Below are 17,226 nucleotides of genomic sequence, written 5' to 3'. Positions count from 1 at the left end.
AGCAACCGTTACTTGTACAATGCCAGCAGCTCATGTGTAAGCTCGAAGAGCTGCAGCAGGTTCCTCGGGTCCTTGCCGGTGATGCTCTCGATCCGCTTCAGGCGGTATTGCAGCGTGTTGCGGTGGATGTTCAGCTGCTCAGCCGTCTGCGAGACGCTGCAATTGTGGTTGATGAAGCTGCGGAGCGTCTCCAGCAGATCGGCGGTATCCTCCAGCTTGATTGTAGTGCCGGGTTTGTCTGACAGGCTCGACTGGCTGAGCTTCACCAGAAATTCTGCATCCTCGTAGCGGATCGATTGCGCAGCAGGGCGGAGCGCCAGAAGAACGCCGAGGGCTGACTTTGCCTGCCGGTACCCCTCTGCGATACTGGTCTCCAGCCGGCCCGAGGCCAGCAGAAGCTGCGGCTGGTTATGCAGCAGTTCGGCAATTAGCCGGCTGCAATCGGGCCGGTTCTGGACCAGGATCACCCATGTATCCCCGTCGAGCTGGAAGGACGGATGCAGGAACAGCAGCTTCGCCTCATCCAGCTCCGGCCGCACATGCTTGAGATACAGCACGGTGGTCTTCTGCAGAAGGTCGATCTGATAGGCCGCGGCTTCTTTTCGCAGCTTCTGGGAGTACGCTCCCTGATGATCAAGAAGCATCTCCAGCAGAGCCTTCTTGCGGCTGGCTTCGCTGGCCAGATGCTCCAGCGTGTTTCTTTGTTCAATGAGCAGCGATACCGTGGTCCTCACGATATTGCAGAAAGGCCGGACTTCTTCCGGGCTGCCGGAGATTCCGATTACACCTACGCGGGTATTGCCGATGACAATCGGTTCGTTGGTGCCCTTTTTCTCATATCGCCCGTCCTCCATGACTTCGACCCTGTGCCCGGTGGACAGCGCCTCGACAGCCCCCTGATGAACGGTGCCGACCCTTGCCTTATGCCCGCTGCCGATAATGATCCCCTGATCGTTCATGATGTTGATGTTATAGGGGATGTCCATCATCATCTTGTCGACAATCTCCTGCGCCTGCTTCTCCGATAACTGAAACAACCGGAACTCCCTCCTCGTCTTGAGCGGGTAACCGCCCCTATTTTGCCTCTCAATCACTCATTGTGCATCTGAACAAAATTATAGACCAACCTTCACAACGAAGAAAGGAGGAACCTCACTACGAGCCTTGCAGGGAACCTCACGGCCGGAAGTCCAAAAAAGCCAGCCCCAACTCGGGCTGACCTTGAAAAATAAGAATGGATGAGTACGCGCTATAAATATCGCTTACCCTTGGACAATACCTGCCCGGCTGAAAATCTGCTTCAGCCTATCCTCATGCTCCGCACTCCACACCCCAGGCGAAGCCAGACTGTGTGTCGATACCGGCAGGCCGGACAGACGGACGGCTTCTTTAATAGAAGCAACGAACGGATCATCGATGGCATACAGCGCCGGAATCTCAATCAGACGCTTCTGGAAGGCGAGCACTCCGGCCAAGTCTCCCTTTTGGAAGCTGTCGTACACACCCAGCATGAGCTCTGGCGCGAAGTTGGCGCTGGCAGCAATTGCCCCGTCTCCACCCGCAGCGAGCGTAGGCAGCAGGTATTCATCGAACCCGCAGAAGACGGAGAAGTCCGGACTGACCGCCTTAACCTGCATGATCATCTGGCGGATATGGCTAAGCTGGTCCACGGTATCCTTGATGCCCAGTACATTCGGATAATGTGCGGCCAGGCGGGCAACGAAGGCCGGACTGAGGTCCTGGCCGGTCATAGCCGGGAAGTTGTACAGCATGAGCGGCACATCGACGGCTTCCAGCACAGCGGCAAAATGCGCGAACAGAGCCTCTTCGCTCAGCTTGTAGTAATACGGATTCATGATAACGATGCCGGTAGCTCCATGCTCAGCAGCATGGCGGGACAACCGCAGGGTCTCAGCGACCGTGTTGCTGCCGGTGCCGATCCAGGCCGGGATGCGGCTATTCGTATACTCCAGGCATGCTTCTGCAATCTCTTCGCGCTGCTCTGCGGTGAACAGGGTGAATTCTCCGGCGGTTCCTAAGAACAACATTCCGTGAACCCCCTGCTCAATCAATCGGTCGATCAGCAGCTTCATACCGGCACGGTCGAACTTCCCCGCAGAATCCAGAATTGTCGGAACGGGAGGAAAGACACCTGCGTTGGGGCGGCTAAGTTTCATTTTATTTTTGCCTCCTGGTTTGTTATTATAAACATAAGATTATTATAGTGAACTGCTTAAGCTTAAGCAACGCATTTATGAGAGGGGATAGAGTGTGGAGCAGAAATACTGGGTTCCGGCATTGGAACGGGCGGATCTGATTCTTAAGGCCATCTCAAGACAGACCGGAGCGCTCAAAATGACAGATCTCTGCGAGGAGACCGGCATTAACAAAAGCTCGATGTTCTCGCTGCTGCGCACAATGGAGACTCTGGGGTGGGTGGTGAAGGATGCGGGCGAGAGGTATGTGCTTGGTGCCGGGATCTCCTACTATAATACCGTCTACAATGATTCTCTTAAGCAGAATCTGAATCTGGTAGAGCGGTTCCTGGCAGAATCGTCGCAGAGTGTCGGGGTGGTGGGGGAGACCTTTCAGCTGTCGGTGCTGGACCGTGATGAGATTATTTACCTGGCCAAGCAGGAGGGGCAGTCCCTGGTAAGGCTGGAGTCCAGCCCCGGGATGCGGTTTCCGGCACATGCGACGGCGATGGGTAAGATGATGCTGGCGCTGCTGCCGGAGGGAGAGCTGGAACGGCGTTATCCGGGTAAAATGCTGCCTGCGGTCACTACCCGCACGCTCACAGACTGGTCTAAGTTCACAGCAGCCCTGGCAGCAATCCGTAAGACCGGCTACGCGCTGGATCAGGAGGAGATTATCCAAGGTATCAGCTGTGTGGCAGCGCCGGTACTGGATGCCGCAGGCAAGGCGGTTGCCGCTGTCAGCACTTCGATGCTTCAGCATGCCTTCACCGCGAAGCAGGAAGAAGCGATCCGGGAGGTGACCCTACTTGCAGGAAAGCTCTCGTTGTCTTAGCTTAGGCATCAGGGCAAGTTCAATCATACTGAGGGAGAGAAGGGGTTACTGTGAAACTGAGTGTGCAAGAGTTAATGAAGGAAGACATCATTGAGAATGAACCTGTACATACCGCTGCGGAGGGACCGGCGGGCCAGTTGCCGATTACCGGGGAGGTGCTGCGGAATGCGCCGAGCGGAGAGATTTTTGGCATGACCCAGAACGCCGGGATGGGCTGGAATCCGCTGCTGCTGAACCGGCCCCAATACCTAATACTAGGAACGATGGGCGGCATCCGGCGCGAGGACGGCACTCCGCTGGCGCTCGGCTATCATACCGGTCACTGGGAGATTGGCGTCATGATGGAGGAGATTGCGGAGGAGCTTACCGCGAATGAGGGGATTCCGTTCGCCGGATATGTCAGCGATCCCTGTGACGGCCGTTCCCAGGGAACCACAGGCATGTTCGATTCCCTGCCTTACCGTAATGATGCGGCCATCGTGCTCCGGCGGCTGATTCGTTCACTCCCTACTCGTAAGGGTGTGCTTGGCGTTGCTACCTGCGACAAAGGCCTGCCCGCTATGCTATTGGCCCTTGCCGGGATGCACAAGCTGCCGGGAGTTATTGTGCCCGGTGGCGTAACTCTGCCGCCGGTGGAAGGAGAAGACGCGGGTAAGGTACAGAGCATCGGGGCACGGTACAGCAACGGAGAGCTGTCCCTCGAAGAAGCTGCGGATCTCGGCTGCCGGGCCTGTGCGACGCCGGGCGGCGGCTGTCAGTTCCTCGGCACCGCCGCGACTGCCCAGGTGATTGCCGAGGCGCTGGGCATGGCCCTGCCGCACTCGGCCCTGTCGCCTTCGGGGCAGCCGATCTGGAAGAACATCGGCCGCCAGTCGGCCCGGGCCCTTCAGCATCTGGATCAGCACGGAATTGTTATGAGCGACATTCTTACGGATAAGTCGATACAAAATGCGATGGTGCTGCACGCTGCCTTCGGCGGCTCAACGAATCTGCTGCTGCATCTGCCGGCCATTGCCCATGCCGCCGGGCTGAAGGTTCCGACCGTTGAGGACTGGAACCGGGTGAACCGGATGGTCCCGCGCCTCGTCAGCGTGCTGCCGAATGGTCCCGTGCCGCATCCGACCATCCGGGTGTTTCTGGCAGGTGGTGTTCCTGAGGTCATGCTGCATCTGCGCAAGCTGGGACTGATTGACGAGTCCGTGCTGACGGTGACCGGGCGGACTCTGGGCGAGAATCTGGACTGGTGGGAGAGCTCGCAGCGGCGGACTGATCTGCGGCAGCGGTTACTGGAAGCGGACGGTGTGGACCCGGATACTGTCATCATGAGCCCGGAAGAGGCCAAGCGCCAGGGCATGGCGTCTACTATGACGTTCCCTATCGGCAATCTTTGCCCCGAAGGTGCAGTTATCAAATCGGCAGCCATTGATCCTGCCGTTCTGGACAGCGAGGGCGTCTATCGCCATACCGGGCGAGTGAAGGTGTTCACCACAGAGAGAGCCGCCATCCGCAGCATCAAGCTGGGTATGGTTCAAGCGGGGGATATTCTGGCCGTCATCGGCCGTGGACCGAGCGGAACCGGGATGGAGGAGACTTACCAGCTCACCTCGGCGCTCAAGCATCTGCCTTACGGCAAATATGTCACGCTGATCACGGATGCCCGCTTCTCCGGCGTCTCCACAGGTGCCTGCATCGGCCATATGGGGCCGGAAGCACTGGCGGGTGGCCCGCTTGGCAAGCTTCGTGATAATGACTGGGTGGAGGTGCGGATTGATACTGTGAATCTGGAAGGAAGCGTGAATCTGGTCGGTGAGGGGGATGAGCCGCTGACCAAGGATGCGGGGACGCTGATTCTGGCTTCGCGGACACCTCATCCGGGCCTGGCGGTTGACCCGGGCCTGCCGGAGGATACCCGGCTGTGGGCTGCGCTTCAAGCAGCCAGCGGCGGAACCTGGAAGGGCTGTATCTACGACACTGACAAAATCATTGCCTTACTGGAAGCAGGACGGCAAGCATTGGAGGAGAAACTATGAGCCGAAATCTGATTCATAATCCCATTCTGCGCGGATTTCATCCCGACCCGTCGATCTGCCGGGCAGGGGATGACTATTACATCGCCACCTCTACCTTCGAGTGGTTCCCCGGTGTGCGGATTCATCATTCGCGCGATCTGGTGAACTGGCGGCCGCTGACCTATGCGCTGACCCGCAGCTCGCAGCTTAATATGGAGGGGGACCCCGATTCCGGCGGCATCTGGGCACCTTGCCTCACGTACGACAATGGACTCTTTTATCTGATCTATACCGACGTCAAAAGCCGCCAGGGTGCCTTCAAGGATACACCTAACTATCTGGTGACTGCGGAGAATATCGAAGGCCCCTGGTCTGAGCCTGTGTACCTGAATAGCAGCGGCTTCGACCCTTCGTTGTTCCATGACGAGGACGGGCGCAAATGGCTGGTTAATATGCTGTGGGATCACCGCACCGGCCGTAACAGCTTCGCCGGGATTGTGCTCCAGGAATATTCGGCGGAAGAGCAGCGCCTGGTTGGACCGGTTACTCCGATCTATAAAGGAACGGGGCTGGCACTGACTGAAGGCCCGCACCTATACCGCAAGGACGGCTGGTATTATCTGATTACGGCTGAGGGCGGTACGCAGTATGATCATGCGGTGACCGTAGCCCGCGCAAAGCAGATTGAAGGTCCTTACGAGACCGCGCCTATTAATCCGCTGCTGACCTCTGCAGGCAACCCCGAGCTTACGCTGCAAAAAGCAGGCCATGCCAGCCTGGTCGAGACGCAGACAGGTGAATGGTACATGGTCCATCTATGCGGCCGTCCGGTCAAGGACAAGTACTGCAACCTGGGCCGGGAGACGGCAATTCAGCGCGCCACATTTACTGAAGACGGCTGGCTGGCCCTGTCTGGTGGAGGGAATGCTCCGTCGCTGACGGTGGAAGGCCCGGATCTTCCGGCGCATCCTTTTGCGTCAGCCGCTCCGCGTGATGATTTCGATGCTCCGCAGCTGGATGTCCGCTGGAGCACCCTGCGGGTACCTGCGGATGAGTCCTGGCTCTCGCTTCAGGAACGTCCGGGATACCTGCGCCTGCGTGGCAAGGAATCGATGAGCTCCATGCACCGTCAGAGCCTGGTCGCCCTGCGCCAGCAAGCCTTCCGGTGCAGCGCTGAGACCTCGGTGGACTTCGAACCGGAGCATTTCCAGCAGATGGCCGGCCTGATTGTCTATTACGATACGAAGGATTACCTCTATCTGCGGATCACGCACGATGAAGTCCTCGGCCGAACACTGGGACTCATCCGCTCCAAGGACGGGGTCTATGAAGACACCCTGACGCCCGAGGTTCCGCTGCCTGCCGGAGGAAGTGTAGCACTCAAGGTCGTCATCGACGGCGAGTTTGCCCAGTTCTATTACAAGGCTGGCGAATCCTCCTGGGAGATGATCGGCCCTGCCTTAGAAATCTATCATTTGTCAGATGATTTCCCGGCCTACATCCGGTTTACCGGCACCTTCATCGGCATGTGCGCCCAGGACCTCAGCGGAACGCTGCATCCGGCGGATTTTGATTACTTTGAGTATCTGGAGCAGGAGTAGTATCAGCTTATAGCTGGAGCATCGAAAATGATGCTTCAATGAAGCTAAGGCTACAAGGGAAACTAAGGGAATGAACAATTGAAGGGGATAAATCCCTTTCAATTCGCCAAAAGTGGGCGGGAGGAGTAAATGAAAGGGATAAATCCCACTGATTTATCCAGATGCGCGCCCACTAAGCAAATGAAGAGCACAAGTGCTCCTGAATCCCGGGAAAGTTGGCTAAACGAGCAAATGAAGAGCACAAGTGCTCCTGAATTCGCCGCCACCACGGGCCAACTCCGCAGTCTAATGTGATTGGTGCCGCAGACTGGTTTATACGCTATCTTCCCCGCCACCGGCCATACTTGCAACACTCACCACACAAAAAAAGGCTAGGCCCTCCTTGAACAAGGAGGGCCTAGCCTTTTTACTTATGTTCGCGTGTTCGCACACACCCGGCCCACAACTCAGGCGGTATACTTCTCCAGCGTAGCCCGGACCGCGCCCGGACCGGCCAGCATCTCGGTGAACATGGCCTCGATCGTCCCGCCCAGTCCGGCGGCGTACAGGTCCACGCCGAAGATGGCCTGGTCCTCCAGCACCGCGCGCACGCCAGCGGCCGTAGCCGCATCTGCGCCCAGCGTAATCCCCGCAAGCCGCGCTTGCAGCGATTCCAGCAGCGGGTCAGGGCTGAGCGTGAAGGCAGCGCCTTCATCATTCACGCCGAGCAAGTACCGGCACCAGGCAGCGATAGCAAGCGGTATGGCGGTCAGCTGCGACGGGTCCAGATCTTCCCGCCGGATATACGATTTGATCGTCTCACCGAAGCGGATGCCAACCTTCTGCGAGGTATCCGTGGCAATCCGCTGCGGAGTGTCAGGGATGAACGGGTTGGCGAACCGTTCCTGCAGCACCTCGTCCAGGAATTGCTTCGGACTCAGGATGCCCGGATCAACAACAACAGGCAGTCCTTCCTTGTAGCCGATAGTCTCGACAAGCTTACGAAGCGTAGCATCCTGCATCTCGTCGGCGATCAGCGTGTAGCCGAGCAGACAGCCGGTGACCGCCAGCGCCGTATGCAGCGGGTTGAGGCAGGTGGTTACCTTCATCGTCTCCACGTTGTTAACCGTGTCGCGGTCCGTGAAGATCACGCCGGCTGCTTCAAGCGCCGGACGGCCGTTCGTGAATTTGTCCTCAATGACCAGATACTCGCTGATCTCCGCATTAACGAAGGGAGCGGTATACGTGTTCTTGGAGGTGACGATGACATCCATACCGCCGATGCCCTGTTCCAGCAGTGCCGCCTGGACGGATTCGGACGGGCGCGGGGTGATTTTGTCAATCATGGACAGCGGGAAGGTGATCTTCTGCTCATCCTCCAGATAAGCGACGAACCCTTCCTCCACATGGCCCTTAGCGGCCCATTCCTTGGCGATGGTGACCATGCCCTGCTTCAGCTTGTCGCCGTTATGCGAGCAGTTGTCCATGCTGACGAAGGTCATCGGGTACTGGCCCTTCAGGTAACGCTTGTAGGCGAAGGAAGCCACGATGCTCATCGCATGAACCGGATGCTCCGGCCCGCCGGCGATGTCCTTCTGCACAATGCCCAGGTACTGTCCATCAGGACCGGTTAGGGAATAGCCTTTTTCCGTAATCGTGAAGCTCGCCATCTGCAGGCTGGGGTTTTCGAAAATCTCAGTCAACCGGCTGTAATCCGCTTCCCGGGTCTTGTCTGCAGTGATGCCTTCGACGATGCTGCTGACGATCCGCTTCTGGAAGTCGCCCGCCGCATTCATCAGCACCAAGAGAGTCAGGTTGTCATAAGGCTTGTAGACCTTGTCAATCATCTCGAAGTCGAAGGTCTCGGCGGCGATAATGCCGGTGTCGGCCTTGCCGCTGTCCAGTAGCTTCTGGTGCGCATTCGCCACGAAGCCTCTGAAAATATTGCCCGCCCCGAAGTGAACCCACTCCGGCTTCGCAAGCGTATTCTGCGCGACCGCTGCGAAATCGAACTTTGGCAGCTCTACCCCTGCGGCTTCCCAGGCTGCCCGATCAGCAATGCTGCTTCTGTTCAGACTCAGCATTTACTTGGCCTCCTTAACATTGTCCAGGCTGTCCCATACGCCCAGCAGATACATGATCCCCATCGCCCGGTCATAGAGGCCATAGCCTGGACGGCAATTTTTCTCCTCGCCCCAGAGATGTCTGCCGTGGTCCGGACGCACATAACCGGTGAAGCCGCTCTCATGGTACGCCTTAACAACCTCTGCCACATCTACGCTGCCATCACGGCCACGGTGGGATACTTCAATAAAGTCTCCATTGTCGAACACCTTCACATTGCGGATATGGGCAAAATAAATCCGGTCACTGAACTCGCGGATCATTGCCGGCAGATCATTCTCCGGGTTCGTTCCGAGCGAGCCGGTGCAGAAGGTCAGGCCGTTATACGGGCTGTCCACCATGTCCAGGAAGCGGCGGATCGTATCGCGGCTGCGGATAATGCGCGGCAGTCCGAAGATCGGCCAGGCCGGATCATCCGGGTGAATGGCCATTTTGATATCCACTTCTTCACACACCGGAATGATGCGCTCCAGGAAATACTTCAGATTGTCGAACAATTTATCCTCGGTAACGTCAGCATAGGCCGCGAACAGCTCATCCAGCTTAGCCAGCCGCTCCGGCTCCCAGCCCGGCATGGTGAATTGTCCGGCACCCTTCAGGATGCGGTCTACCATTGCGCGCGGATTATCGGTAATGGCAGCCTTTTCATAAAAGAGGGCGTTCGATCCGTCCGGCAGCTCCTTATACAGCTCGGTACGGGTCCAGTCGAACACCGGCATGAAGTTGTAGCAGATGACCTTCACGCCAACCTTGGCGAGCTTGCGGATTGTATCGATATAGATGTCGATGTATTTGTCGCGGGACGGCAGTCCGATTTTGATATCATCATGAACGTTGACGCTTTCAACAACCGCTGTACTGAAGCCCTTGGCTGTGATCTGATCGGCAACCTTCTGGATTTCTTCCATTTCCCAGACCTCACCGGCCACCTTGTGGTGCAGCGACCAGACGATGCCCATAACGCCCGGGATTTGACGGATGTGGTCAAGAGTGATGTTGTCGTTGCCCTCGCCGTACCATCTCCAAGTCATATTCATTGTCATTTTCCTCCTTAAGTAAGATAAGCATAAATACAAATGATAACCATCCGAAGCCTTGTGACAATTGACCTTACAGAACCAGCGTTACATGTGGCATAATCTTGTATACAAGTTCGATTCGTAATGATCATAGAATATGTGTACATCTTTGTCAATGAAATTCATATCCCTTTTCTATATAATGGGGGGAAGAACAATCCCGAACAGAAAGTTGGTCTATTCCATGACTTCCAAAAAAGAAATAATGGCCTACCTCAAGCAGGAGATTCTCTCCCTTGAGCTGAAGCCGGGGGCGATGATCAGTGAGACGGCTCTGTCCGAGCGCTTCCAGCTGTCGCGGACGCCGATCCGTGATGTGCTGAAGCAGCTGTCCCTGGAGCAATACGTCGATATCTATCCCAAAAAAGGCAATCTCGTATCCTACATAGACCTGGAGTCCGTGGAACAGATTATCTATCTGCGCAATGTGCTGGAGAAGGAGATTATGAAGTCGCTGGCCGGGAATATCCCGTTAAAAGGGCTGCATGAGCTAAGGGACAACCTTGCACAGCAGCAGAAGTGTATCGAGCAGGCGGAGGGGGCGGAGGTATTCCTGCACTTGGATGACCAGTTCCACCGCACGATGTTCGGCTTGGCCGGGCGTGAGTTCCTGTGGGGCGTGCTCCAGCAGTTCAATGTGCACTACATCCGCTACCGCAAGCTGCATATGCTGAAGGACGAGAAGCTGACGGCGATTCAGCAGGAGCATCAGCAGCTTCTGGATTATATCGTGCAGGGCGACACCGCGGGGATCGACGAGCTGCTGCACCATCATCTGCGGGCGGATATCGACTCCAAGAACCTCCAGGAGCATTTCGCCACGTATATCAAAAAATAGGGCGGGCCTTCATCAAGCCCCACCCGCAATAGCGCACAAAGCCCGCCCTCATCAACGATGAAGGCAGGCTTTTACTAAATATAAATCTGTACAGGCTTCGCGCTCTGCCTAGCTCCTGCTCTCGCGGTATTCCCGCGGCGACTTGCCGCTCCAGCGCTTGAACTGTCTGCTGAAATGGGCGATATCGCGGTAGCCGAGCAAGCCGGAGATCTGGCTGACCGTCAAACTGTGGTCATCCAGCAGTACCTTGGCCTCATGCAGCATCTGCTCAGAGAGGTAGACGCGTGGGGAGAGGCCGAATACCTGGCGGAAGACCCGGTAGCAGTGCGAGGGGCTGATCCCCAGCTCAGCGGCGATGTCGTCAACGCCATAATGGCTGTCATAGGGAACCTCCTGCTTGAACTGCTGGTAGATCAGGCTCTGGAGGCGGCTGCGGATCTGGTGGGCCAGCTCGATTCGCTCATAAGTGCCCGGAGAGGAATTGTCAGCCTCCAGGGAGAAGACCTCCCAGAGCTGGGCGAACAGCTCGAAGACGGCGGACTGCAGCCTCATGCGCTGGGAGATCGTGATGCTGCCGGAGCCGGAGGTGGAAATCTCCACCAGCCTGCTGAGGAGCGGTCCTAATCTATGGGCAACATTGCTCTCTGAGGTGAACAATACATGATTCAGCCGGCTGAGAAGTGAAATGAACAGCTTGTCATCGATATCGAAATGGATGCAGAAATAGGTGAAGGCCCCGCCGTTTCCACTGCGGCTGGAATGGATATCGCCCGGCCTCAAGAGGACCAGATCCCCGGCGCGCTGGAGGTAGCTGTGGTTGTTGACTGTGAGCTGCTGCTCCCCTTCAAGCACATAATTGAATTCATATTGGGGATGGGCGTGCTGCGGATAATCCCATTCCCCGCTCACCTTACGCAGATGCATGCCGAAGAGGTTGAGCGTGGTTTTCACATCCGGGATGATAGTTTCACTAAGGCTTTGGCCCGGGACCGGCGGTTCAAAAGCTGCAACCAATAGGATCGCCCCCTGATACTTTGCGTTCATGTGACAGGTATGTACCAGCTGTACACTTGTTCTTAGTATACAGGATTCTGCTTGATTTGGGTAAATATTAGCGTGATTTGACAATGTTCCGGGGCTGCGGCTGCATGGTAGGATGAACCTGAATGAAATCTAGTATACAAGATGGATACGGAGGAGATATGGACATGAGACAACAATCCGGGAATGAGTATGCTGCACAATATGACAGCGGATACAATGCGTGGTTAAGCTATCCTAAGCTTCCACAAGGCCCCCTATATAAGCAATATGTGAAATGGTGCGGAGCGGTATCCGTTACAGAAGGCGGGGAGACCATCCAGGCTGCACTTCAGGAATGGACAAGAGGCATTGCCTCGCTATTGGACCTTGAGGCTGTCTCCAAGCCGCAGCCGGAAGAATTCGGTGTGGCCTTCGGCACCTTCGCGGGGGATCATCCGCTGATTCAGGGCTTGTTCGAGGACAAGACGGTCCAGGCTGTGGGACCGGAAGGATTCGCCATTCGTACCAGCCAGTCCCGTAAATGCATTGCTGTAGGGGCTTCCTCCCAGGCAGGCGTGTTATACGGTGTCTTCCATCTTCTGCGGCTGATCGCCAGCGGCAAGGACATTGAGCATCTGGATGAAGTAGTGAATCCGTTGAATTCGCTGCGGATAATTAATCATTGGGATAATTTCGACGGCAGTGTGGAGCGCGGCTATTCCGGCAGATCCTTCCTGTATGAGAATAATCAGTTCACGAAGGATATGGACCGGATTACAGACTATGCGCGGCTGATGTCTACCGCCGGCATTAACGCAATAGCGATCAATAATGTTAACGTTCATGCACTTGAGACACTGTTTATCTCTACCTATCTGCCGGATGTGGCGGGAATCGCCGATATTTTCCGCATCTATGGCATCCGCCTGTTCCTGTGCGTGAACTTCGCCGGACCTATGCATGAAGGAGAAGTCGGTACGGCTGATCCGCTGGATGCAGGTGTACGGGAATGGTGGAAGACGAGAGCGGCTGACATCTATGCGGCTATTCCCGATTTCGGCGGCTTCGTGGTCAAGGCCGATTCGGAGAACCGGCCCGGCCCGTTCACTTACGGGCGGAACCATGCAGACGGGGCCAACATGCTGGCGGAAGCCCTGGAGCCTTATGGCGGTATCGTCATCTGGCGCTGTTTTGTATACAACTGCAAGCAGGACTGGCGTGACCGCAAGACGGACCGGGCCAGAGCGGCTTATGACCATTTCAAGCCGCTGGACGGCCAGTTCCATGATAACGTCATTCTGCAGATCAAGAACGGCCCGATGGATTTCCAGGTCAGAGAGCCGGTCTCTCCGCTCTTTGGCGCCCTGGAACGGACGAACCATGTGATCGAATTCCAGATCGCCCAGGAATATACCGGACAGCAGCGTCATGTCTGCTATCTCGTTCCGCAGTGGAAGGAGATTATGGATTTCGATACGCAGGCCAAAGGCGGCCCGGCTCCGGTGAAGCGGATCGTTGACGGATCGCTGTGGGGCAACCGCCTGAGCGGAATTGCGGCGGTATCCAATGTGGGCAATGACCGGAACTGGACCGGCCATCTGCTGGCCCAGGCGAATCTCTACGGCTTCGGCCGGCTGGCCTGGAATCCTGAGCTGAGCGCGGAAGAGATTGCGGAAGAATGGATCGCCTTGACGTTTGGTGCGGACACCGCGGTAGCCGGGGTAATCAGCCGGATTCTGCTGGATTCCTGGGAGATCTATGAGTCTTATACCTCGCCGCTTGGCGTAGGCTGGATGATCAATCCCGAGCATCACTACGGCCCGAATGTGGACGGCTATGAATATTCCATGTGGGGCACCTACCACTATGCCGATCATCAGGGCATCGGGGTAGACCGTACCGTGAATACCGGTACCGGCTACAGCGCTCAGTACATGGGCAGCAACGCTGTGCGTTATGATTCGCTGGAGGAATGCCCGGATGAGCTGCTGCTGTTCTTCCACCATGTACCATACACTCATGTGCTGCATTCCGGCAAAACCGTGATCCAGCATATCTACGATACGCATTTCGAGGGTGCAGAGCGTGCTGAAGGGCTGCTGGACGCCTGGAGCGGACTGAAGGGCAGCATCGCAGACGGCCTGTACACTCAGGTGGAGGAACGCCTTAAGGGGCAGGCGGCTCATGCCAAGGAATGGCGTGACCAGATTAATACGTATTTCTACCGCAAGAGCGGAATTGCAGATGCATTATGCCGGACCATCTACTAAGGGAGCATCTGTGTACCTGACGGCCCTGTCCTGTCTTTTGACAGGCTGTGCCGGGAACTCATTCGGGTAACATCAAGGAGGAGAAGATCTCATGGCACTGACTTTCAGTGATGTGATGGAGCACTTGAATGCAGGGGTACAGCTGCCCGCGAATACGGTGGATAAGCTTGCGCCGGACGCTGCGGGAACAGAAGTGCAGGGAATCGTGACTGCCTTCGCCGCTTCGCAATATGTGGTGGAGCAGGCGGTCCGGCTTGGCGCGAATCTGGTAATCACGCATGAAGGTGTATTTTATAGCCACCAAGGTCACGGGAGCGAGTGGGAGCAGGATTCCGTCTACCAGGAGAAGTCTGCACTGATTACAAGCAGCGGGGTAGGCATCTACCGCTTCCATGACACGATACACCGCTATACACTGGACGGAATCGTGGAAGGGCTGCTACGGGAGCTGGAGTGGGAGCAATATATAGAGCGGCATCTGCCTGAGGTATCGATCCTCACTATTCCTGATATGACCGTCTCGGAGACTGCTGCATATGTGAAGCGGAAGCTGAACATTCCCTATGTACGCGTTGCCGGGAACCTCTCTGCCACATGCTCCAAGGTGGGGGTGCTGGTGGGTTTCCGGGGAAACGGCAGTACGGTCATCCCGATATATGAGCAGGAGTCGCTTGATCTGGTCATCGCCGGTGAAGGCTTCGAATGGGAGGTGCCTGAGTATATCCGCGACGCGGTCCGGCAGGGCAAGGACAGGGCACTCATCATGCTCGGCCATGCCGAGAGCGAAGCGCCGGGAATGAAGCTGCTGGCAGAGCGGCTGAGCCGGCAGTTCCCGGAGGTGCCGGTGCGCTTTATTCCGGAGCAGCCAGTGTTTCAAATCCTATAATTAGCATAGTTTAGAGATATCCCGAACCGTCTGCGAAGGCCGTTTGGGATATCTCTTTGTACTTGCTCCGGAAACTTAGAACCGAATAGCAATTGGCTGGTACAGCGACACACGGACCGAATGTATGTGGAAAACAGCATACATTATGCTCGCAAACAGGCACACGGACCGAATGTATGTGGAAAACAGTATACATTGTGCTCGCAAGCAGGCACACGAACCGAATGTATGTGGAAAACAGTATACATTATGCTCGCAAGCAGGCACACGGACCGAATGTATGTGAAAAACAGTATACAGCACAGGGTTCTATAAATGCGACTAATATAGTAACGCTACTGACATAAAGTTGTCAGTAGCGTTTTTTTAAAAAGATTTATATGTTTTGGGGTCCCCGCAAAGTACCTGAGTCATCATCGAAGCTAAAGCCTCACTTTGTGGGGTTATTTTAATCAGGGGCAGTCCTGCCGCCGCCGCTCATTCTCCGCCAGAATCTCCTTGATCATGTTAGCGTTCTTCTTATCTGCGATGAGAATGCCTTCGGGACCGGCTATGGCGACTATCCCGGAGACCCCAATGACATGCAGCGGCACCTCCAGCTCGTTAATAAGATAACTGTCTCCGCATTCTCCCCATAGCCCTCCTACTCCAATGACCTGTGACGGCAGCCGGGCCGTCAGCGTATCCCAGCTTCCCAGGTCGGACCATTCCCCTTCATGCCTTACGACAACCGCTTTGGTGCTGCGCTCTGCCACTTCCTTGTCGAAGCTGCGGACCGGGAGCTCTGGATACTGTGCGGTTAATGCTGTCAATTCCACAGGCAGCTCCAGCCTCTCCAGATGCTCCAGCAGGAAGCCCAGCCGCACAGCGAATACCCCGCAATTCCATAAGGCCTTCTCCCGCATCAGCTCCAGGGCTTTAACCTTATCCGGCTTCTCAGCAAAAGATAATACCGGAGCATACCCGCCAGCGTCCTCCTGTGACGGGACGATATAGCCGTATTGCTCTGAGGGAGATGAAGGTCTCGTTCCAAGCAGGAGGAGTTCGGCCCCAGAATCGGCCAGAATGGCCTCGAATCGATGGAACTGGCGGAAAAAATCATCATCCGCGTACATGTCAGCCGGAGCGATGCAGATGATATCCTCCGGCTGTGCCTTTCCGGCGGCAAGCAAGTGCAGCGCGCCGAACGCGGCAGCAGTGAAGGTCCCGCGCTTGTATAGCTCTCCGATTACCGGATAATTGCTCCCGGTATGCCGCTGCGTGAGAGCCACCTGCTCCTGATGGGCTACGAACAACAGGGATTCATCCAGCCCGGCCTGAGCGAGCTGACGGCATACCCGCCCGATCATGGATTCTGTGCCCCCGCCCGGTGCAGGCAGCAGCTGCAGGAACATCTTGGAGCGGATGCTGCCGGACAGGGGCCACAGCCGCTGGCCGGAGCCGCCGCACAGAAGAATAGTATGCATCAATATCCTGCCTCCTTAAGGCTTGCCCGGAGTGGAGTATCCCTTGCGCTGATGGAAGGAGAGCGAACGGTAAGTATGGGCATACTTGCTTATCTGCTTTTTTCCCAATGAGCCCGCCGGGGTCTTCAGCGCTTTATTATTGGCATTTTTGAGCACCACAGAGGTGCGGTTTAAGCTGTACACATAGTTGGCATAGGTCTCAAATTCAGAGAAGCCGAACTGCCGCTTCTTGTTGATGGAGTGCAGAATAGCCGCATGCCAGGACATGCCGTGCCGGGCTGCTATTTTTCTTTTGAGACTGGCCAGCTTCGCGGACTCGAACAGCATATAGTGGGTCACGAACGACTTGGGCGAAGGCGCAGGTACACCGAGCAGCTTGCGGTAGGTGCGGAAATACTCTGGCTGGCTCCAGCTGCGGCAATAGAAGATGCTTTTCCCGCCGGAACGGAAGCGATGGGGACGGATGAGCACCGTATCTGCATCAATGACCAGGAAATACTTCTCGCGGCACACCTGATCCCCGTTCATCTTGAGCAGCTGCTGATACAGCCAGCCTGACCGGTTCCAGCGGGAGGAGGAATAGCGGATCGCTTTTTTGGTGAATGGCAGGACGGTGGTTTCATTGACAAAGACGCAAGCTTTCCGGGAGCACAGCTGTCTGATTCTACTATTCTCCGGCGAGACAATGTAAATATTGCTGATAGGGTGCTGGACATAACGGCGAAGACTATCAATCACATAAGGGAGAGTGGCGAGATCTTTTTCAATAGCAGGAATCAGGACATCGATCGGCGGAGCGCTTGAGGTTACACTTACGGCAGCAACGGACATGGATTCATCTCCATACATATATTGACATTTGATCGTCTTCACTAGGGTATGCCTGCGCAGCTGGGATGGAGAGGGCAATCATCCTGCACC

General features: G+C 56.1%; 13 protein-coding genes. 6 read left to right on the top strand and 7 right to left on the bottom strand.

All coding sequences use genetic code 11. The features are described from left to right. Positions 1 to 8 precede the first annotated feature (8 nt). Together NSS83_RS09030 and NSS83_RS09025 are read right to left on the bottom strand one after the other, a co-directional pair. Positions 9 to 1,037, bottom strand: a complete 1,029-nt coding sequence (locus NSS83_RS09030; RefSeq protein WP_341348064.1) for a sugar diacid recognition domain-containing protein — start codon at positions 1,035 to 1,037, stop codon at positions 9 to 11. 225 nt (positions 1,038 to 1,262) lie between these two features. Beyond that, positions 1,263 to 2,177, bottom strand: a complete 915-nt coding sequence (locus tag NSS83_RS09025) for a dihydrodipicolinate synthase family protein (RefSeq protein ID WP_341348063.1) — start codon at positions 2,175 to 2,177, stop codon at positions 1,263 to 1,265. A gap of 94 nt (positions 2,178 to 2,271) precedes the next feature. Here NSS83_RS09025 and NSS83_RS09020 point away from each other — a divergent pair, with 94 nt between their 5' ends. The 3 genes from NSS83_RS09020 to NSS83_RS09010 all read left to right on the top strand — a co-directional run bounded on the left by NSS83_RS09020 (position 2,272) and on the right by NSS83_RS09010 (position 6,640). Continuing rightward, a complete protein-coding gene (locus NSS83_RS09020) occupies positions 2,272 to 3,030 on the top strand; it encodes an IclR family transcriptional regulator (RefSeq protein WP_341348062.1) in 759 nt (252 codons plus the stop codon). Positions 3,031 to 3,104: 74 nt separating this feature from the next. After that, a complete protein-coding gene (locus NSS83_RS09015) occupies positions 3,105 to 5,060 on the top strand; it encodes a YjhG/YagF family D-xylonate dehydratase (protein WP_341184755.1) in 1,956 nt (651 codons plus the stop codon). Next, entirely contained in the window at positions 5,057 to 6,640 is a 1,584-nt protein-coding gene (locus NSS83_RS09010) for a glycoside hydrolase family 43 protein (RefSeq protein WP_341348061.1), read from the top strand. Before NSS83_RS09015 ends, NSS83_RS09010 begins: the two co-directional genes overlap by 4 nt. 446 nt (positions 6,641 to 7,086) lie before the next feature. On the opposite strand, the gene NSS83_RS09005 is transcribed toward NSS83_RS09010, so the two are convergent. Beyond that, positions 7,087 to 8,703, bottom strand: coding sequence for a mannitol dehydrogenase family protein (locus NSS83_RS09005; protein ID WP_341184757.1), 1,617 nt, complete (start codon positions 8,701 to 8,703; stop codon positions 7,087 to 7,089). Beyond that, positions 8,704 to 9,780: a mannonate dehydratase gene (gene uxuA / locus NSS83_RS09000; protein ID WP_341184758.1), complete on the bottom strand. Its 1,077-nt coding sequence runs from the start codon at positions 9,778 to 9,780 to the stop codon at positions 8,704 to 8,706. A 226-nt stretch (positions 9,781 to 10,006) separates the two neighbouring features. Between uxuA and NSS83_RS08995 the strand changes: the two genes are divergently transcribed. After that, positions 10,007 to 10,660 carry a GntR family transcriptional regulator gene (locus NSS83_RS08995; RefSeq protein WP_341184759.1) on the top strand — a complete coding sequence of 218 codons (654 nt, stop codon included), beginning with the start codon at positions 10,007 to 10,009 and terminating at the stop codon, positions 10,658 to 10,660. Positions 10,661 to 10,768: 108 nt separating this feature from the next. Here NSS83_RS08995 and NSS83_RS08990 read toward each other — a convergent pair whose 3' ends face one another. Next, a complete protein-coding gene (locus NSS83_RS08990; protein ID WP_341348060.1) occupies positions 10,769 to 11,674 on the bottom strand; it encodes a helix-turn-helix domain-containing protein in 906 nt (301 codons plus the stop codon). A 194-nt stretch (positions 11,675 to 11,868) separates the two neighbouring features. On the opposite strand from NSS83_RS08990, the gene NSS83_RS08985 reads away from it, so the two are divergent. Next, positions 11,869 to 13,953, top strand: coding sequence for an alpha-glucuronidase family glycosyl hydrolase (locus tag NSS83_RS08985; RefSeq protein WP_341184761.1), 2,085 nt, complete (start codon positions 11,869 to 11,871; stop codon positions 13,951 to 13,953). Between the two features lie 91 nt (positions 13,954 to 14,044). Next, positions 14,045 to 14,839 carry a Nif3-like dinuclear metal center hexameric protein gene (locus NSS83_RS08980; RefSeq protein ID WP_341184762.1) on the top strand — a complete coding sequence of 265 codons (795 nt, stop codon included), beginning with the start codon at positions 14,045 to 14,047 and terminating at the stop codon, positions 14,837 to 14,839. Positions 14,840 to 15,291: 452 nt separating this feature from the next. On the opposite strand, the gene NSS83_RS08975 is transcribed toward NSS83_RS08980, so the two are convergent. Further along, positions 15,292 to 16,305, bottom strand: a complete 1,014-nt coding sequence (locus tag NSS83_RS08975) for a sugar phosphate nucleotidyltransferase (protein ID WP_341348059.1) — start codon at positions 16,303 to 16,305, stop codon at positions 15,292 to 15,294. Between the two features lie 15 nt (positions 16,306 to 16,320). Beyond that, on the bottom strand, positions 16,321 to 17,136 hold the full coding sequence (locus tag NSS83_RS08970; protein ID WP_341185249.1) for a DUF6492 family protein: 816 nt from the start codon (positions 17,134 to 17,136) through the stop codon (positions 16,321 to 16,323). Between the last annotated feature and the right edge of the window lie 90 nt (positions 17,137 to 17,226).

The organism is Paenibacillus sp. FSL H3-0469 (genome assembly GCF_038051945.1).
GTDB lineage: Bacteria > Bacillota > Bacilli > Paenibacillales > Paenibacillaceae > Paenibacillus_AQ.
This window is presented reverse-complemented; position numbering and strand designations above follow the sequence as displayed.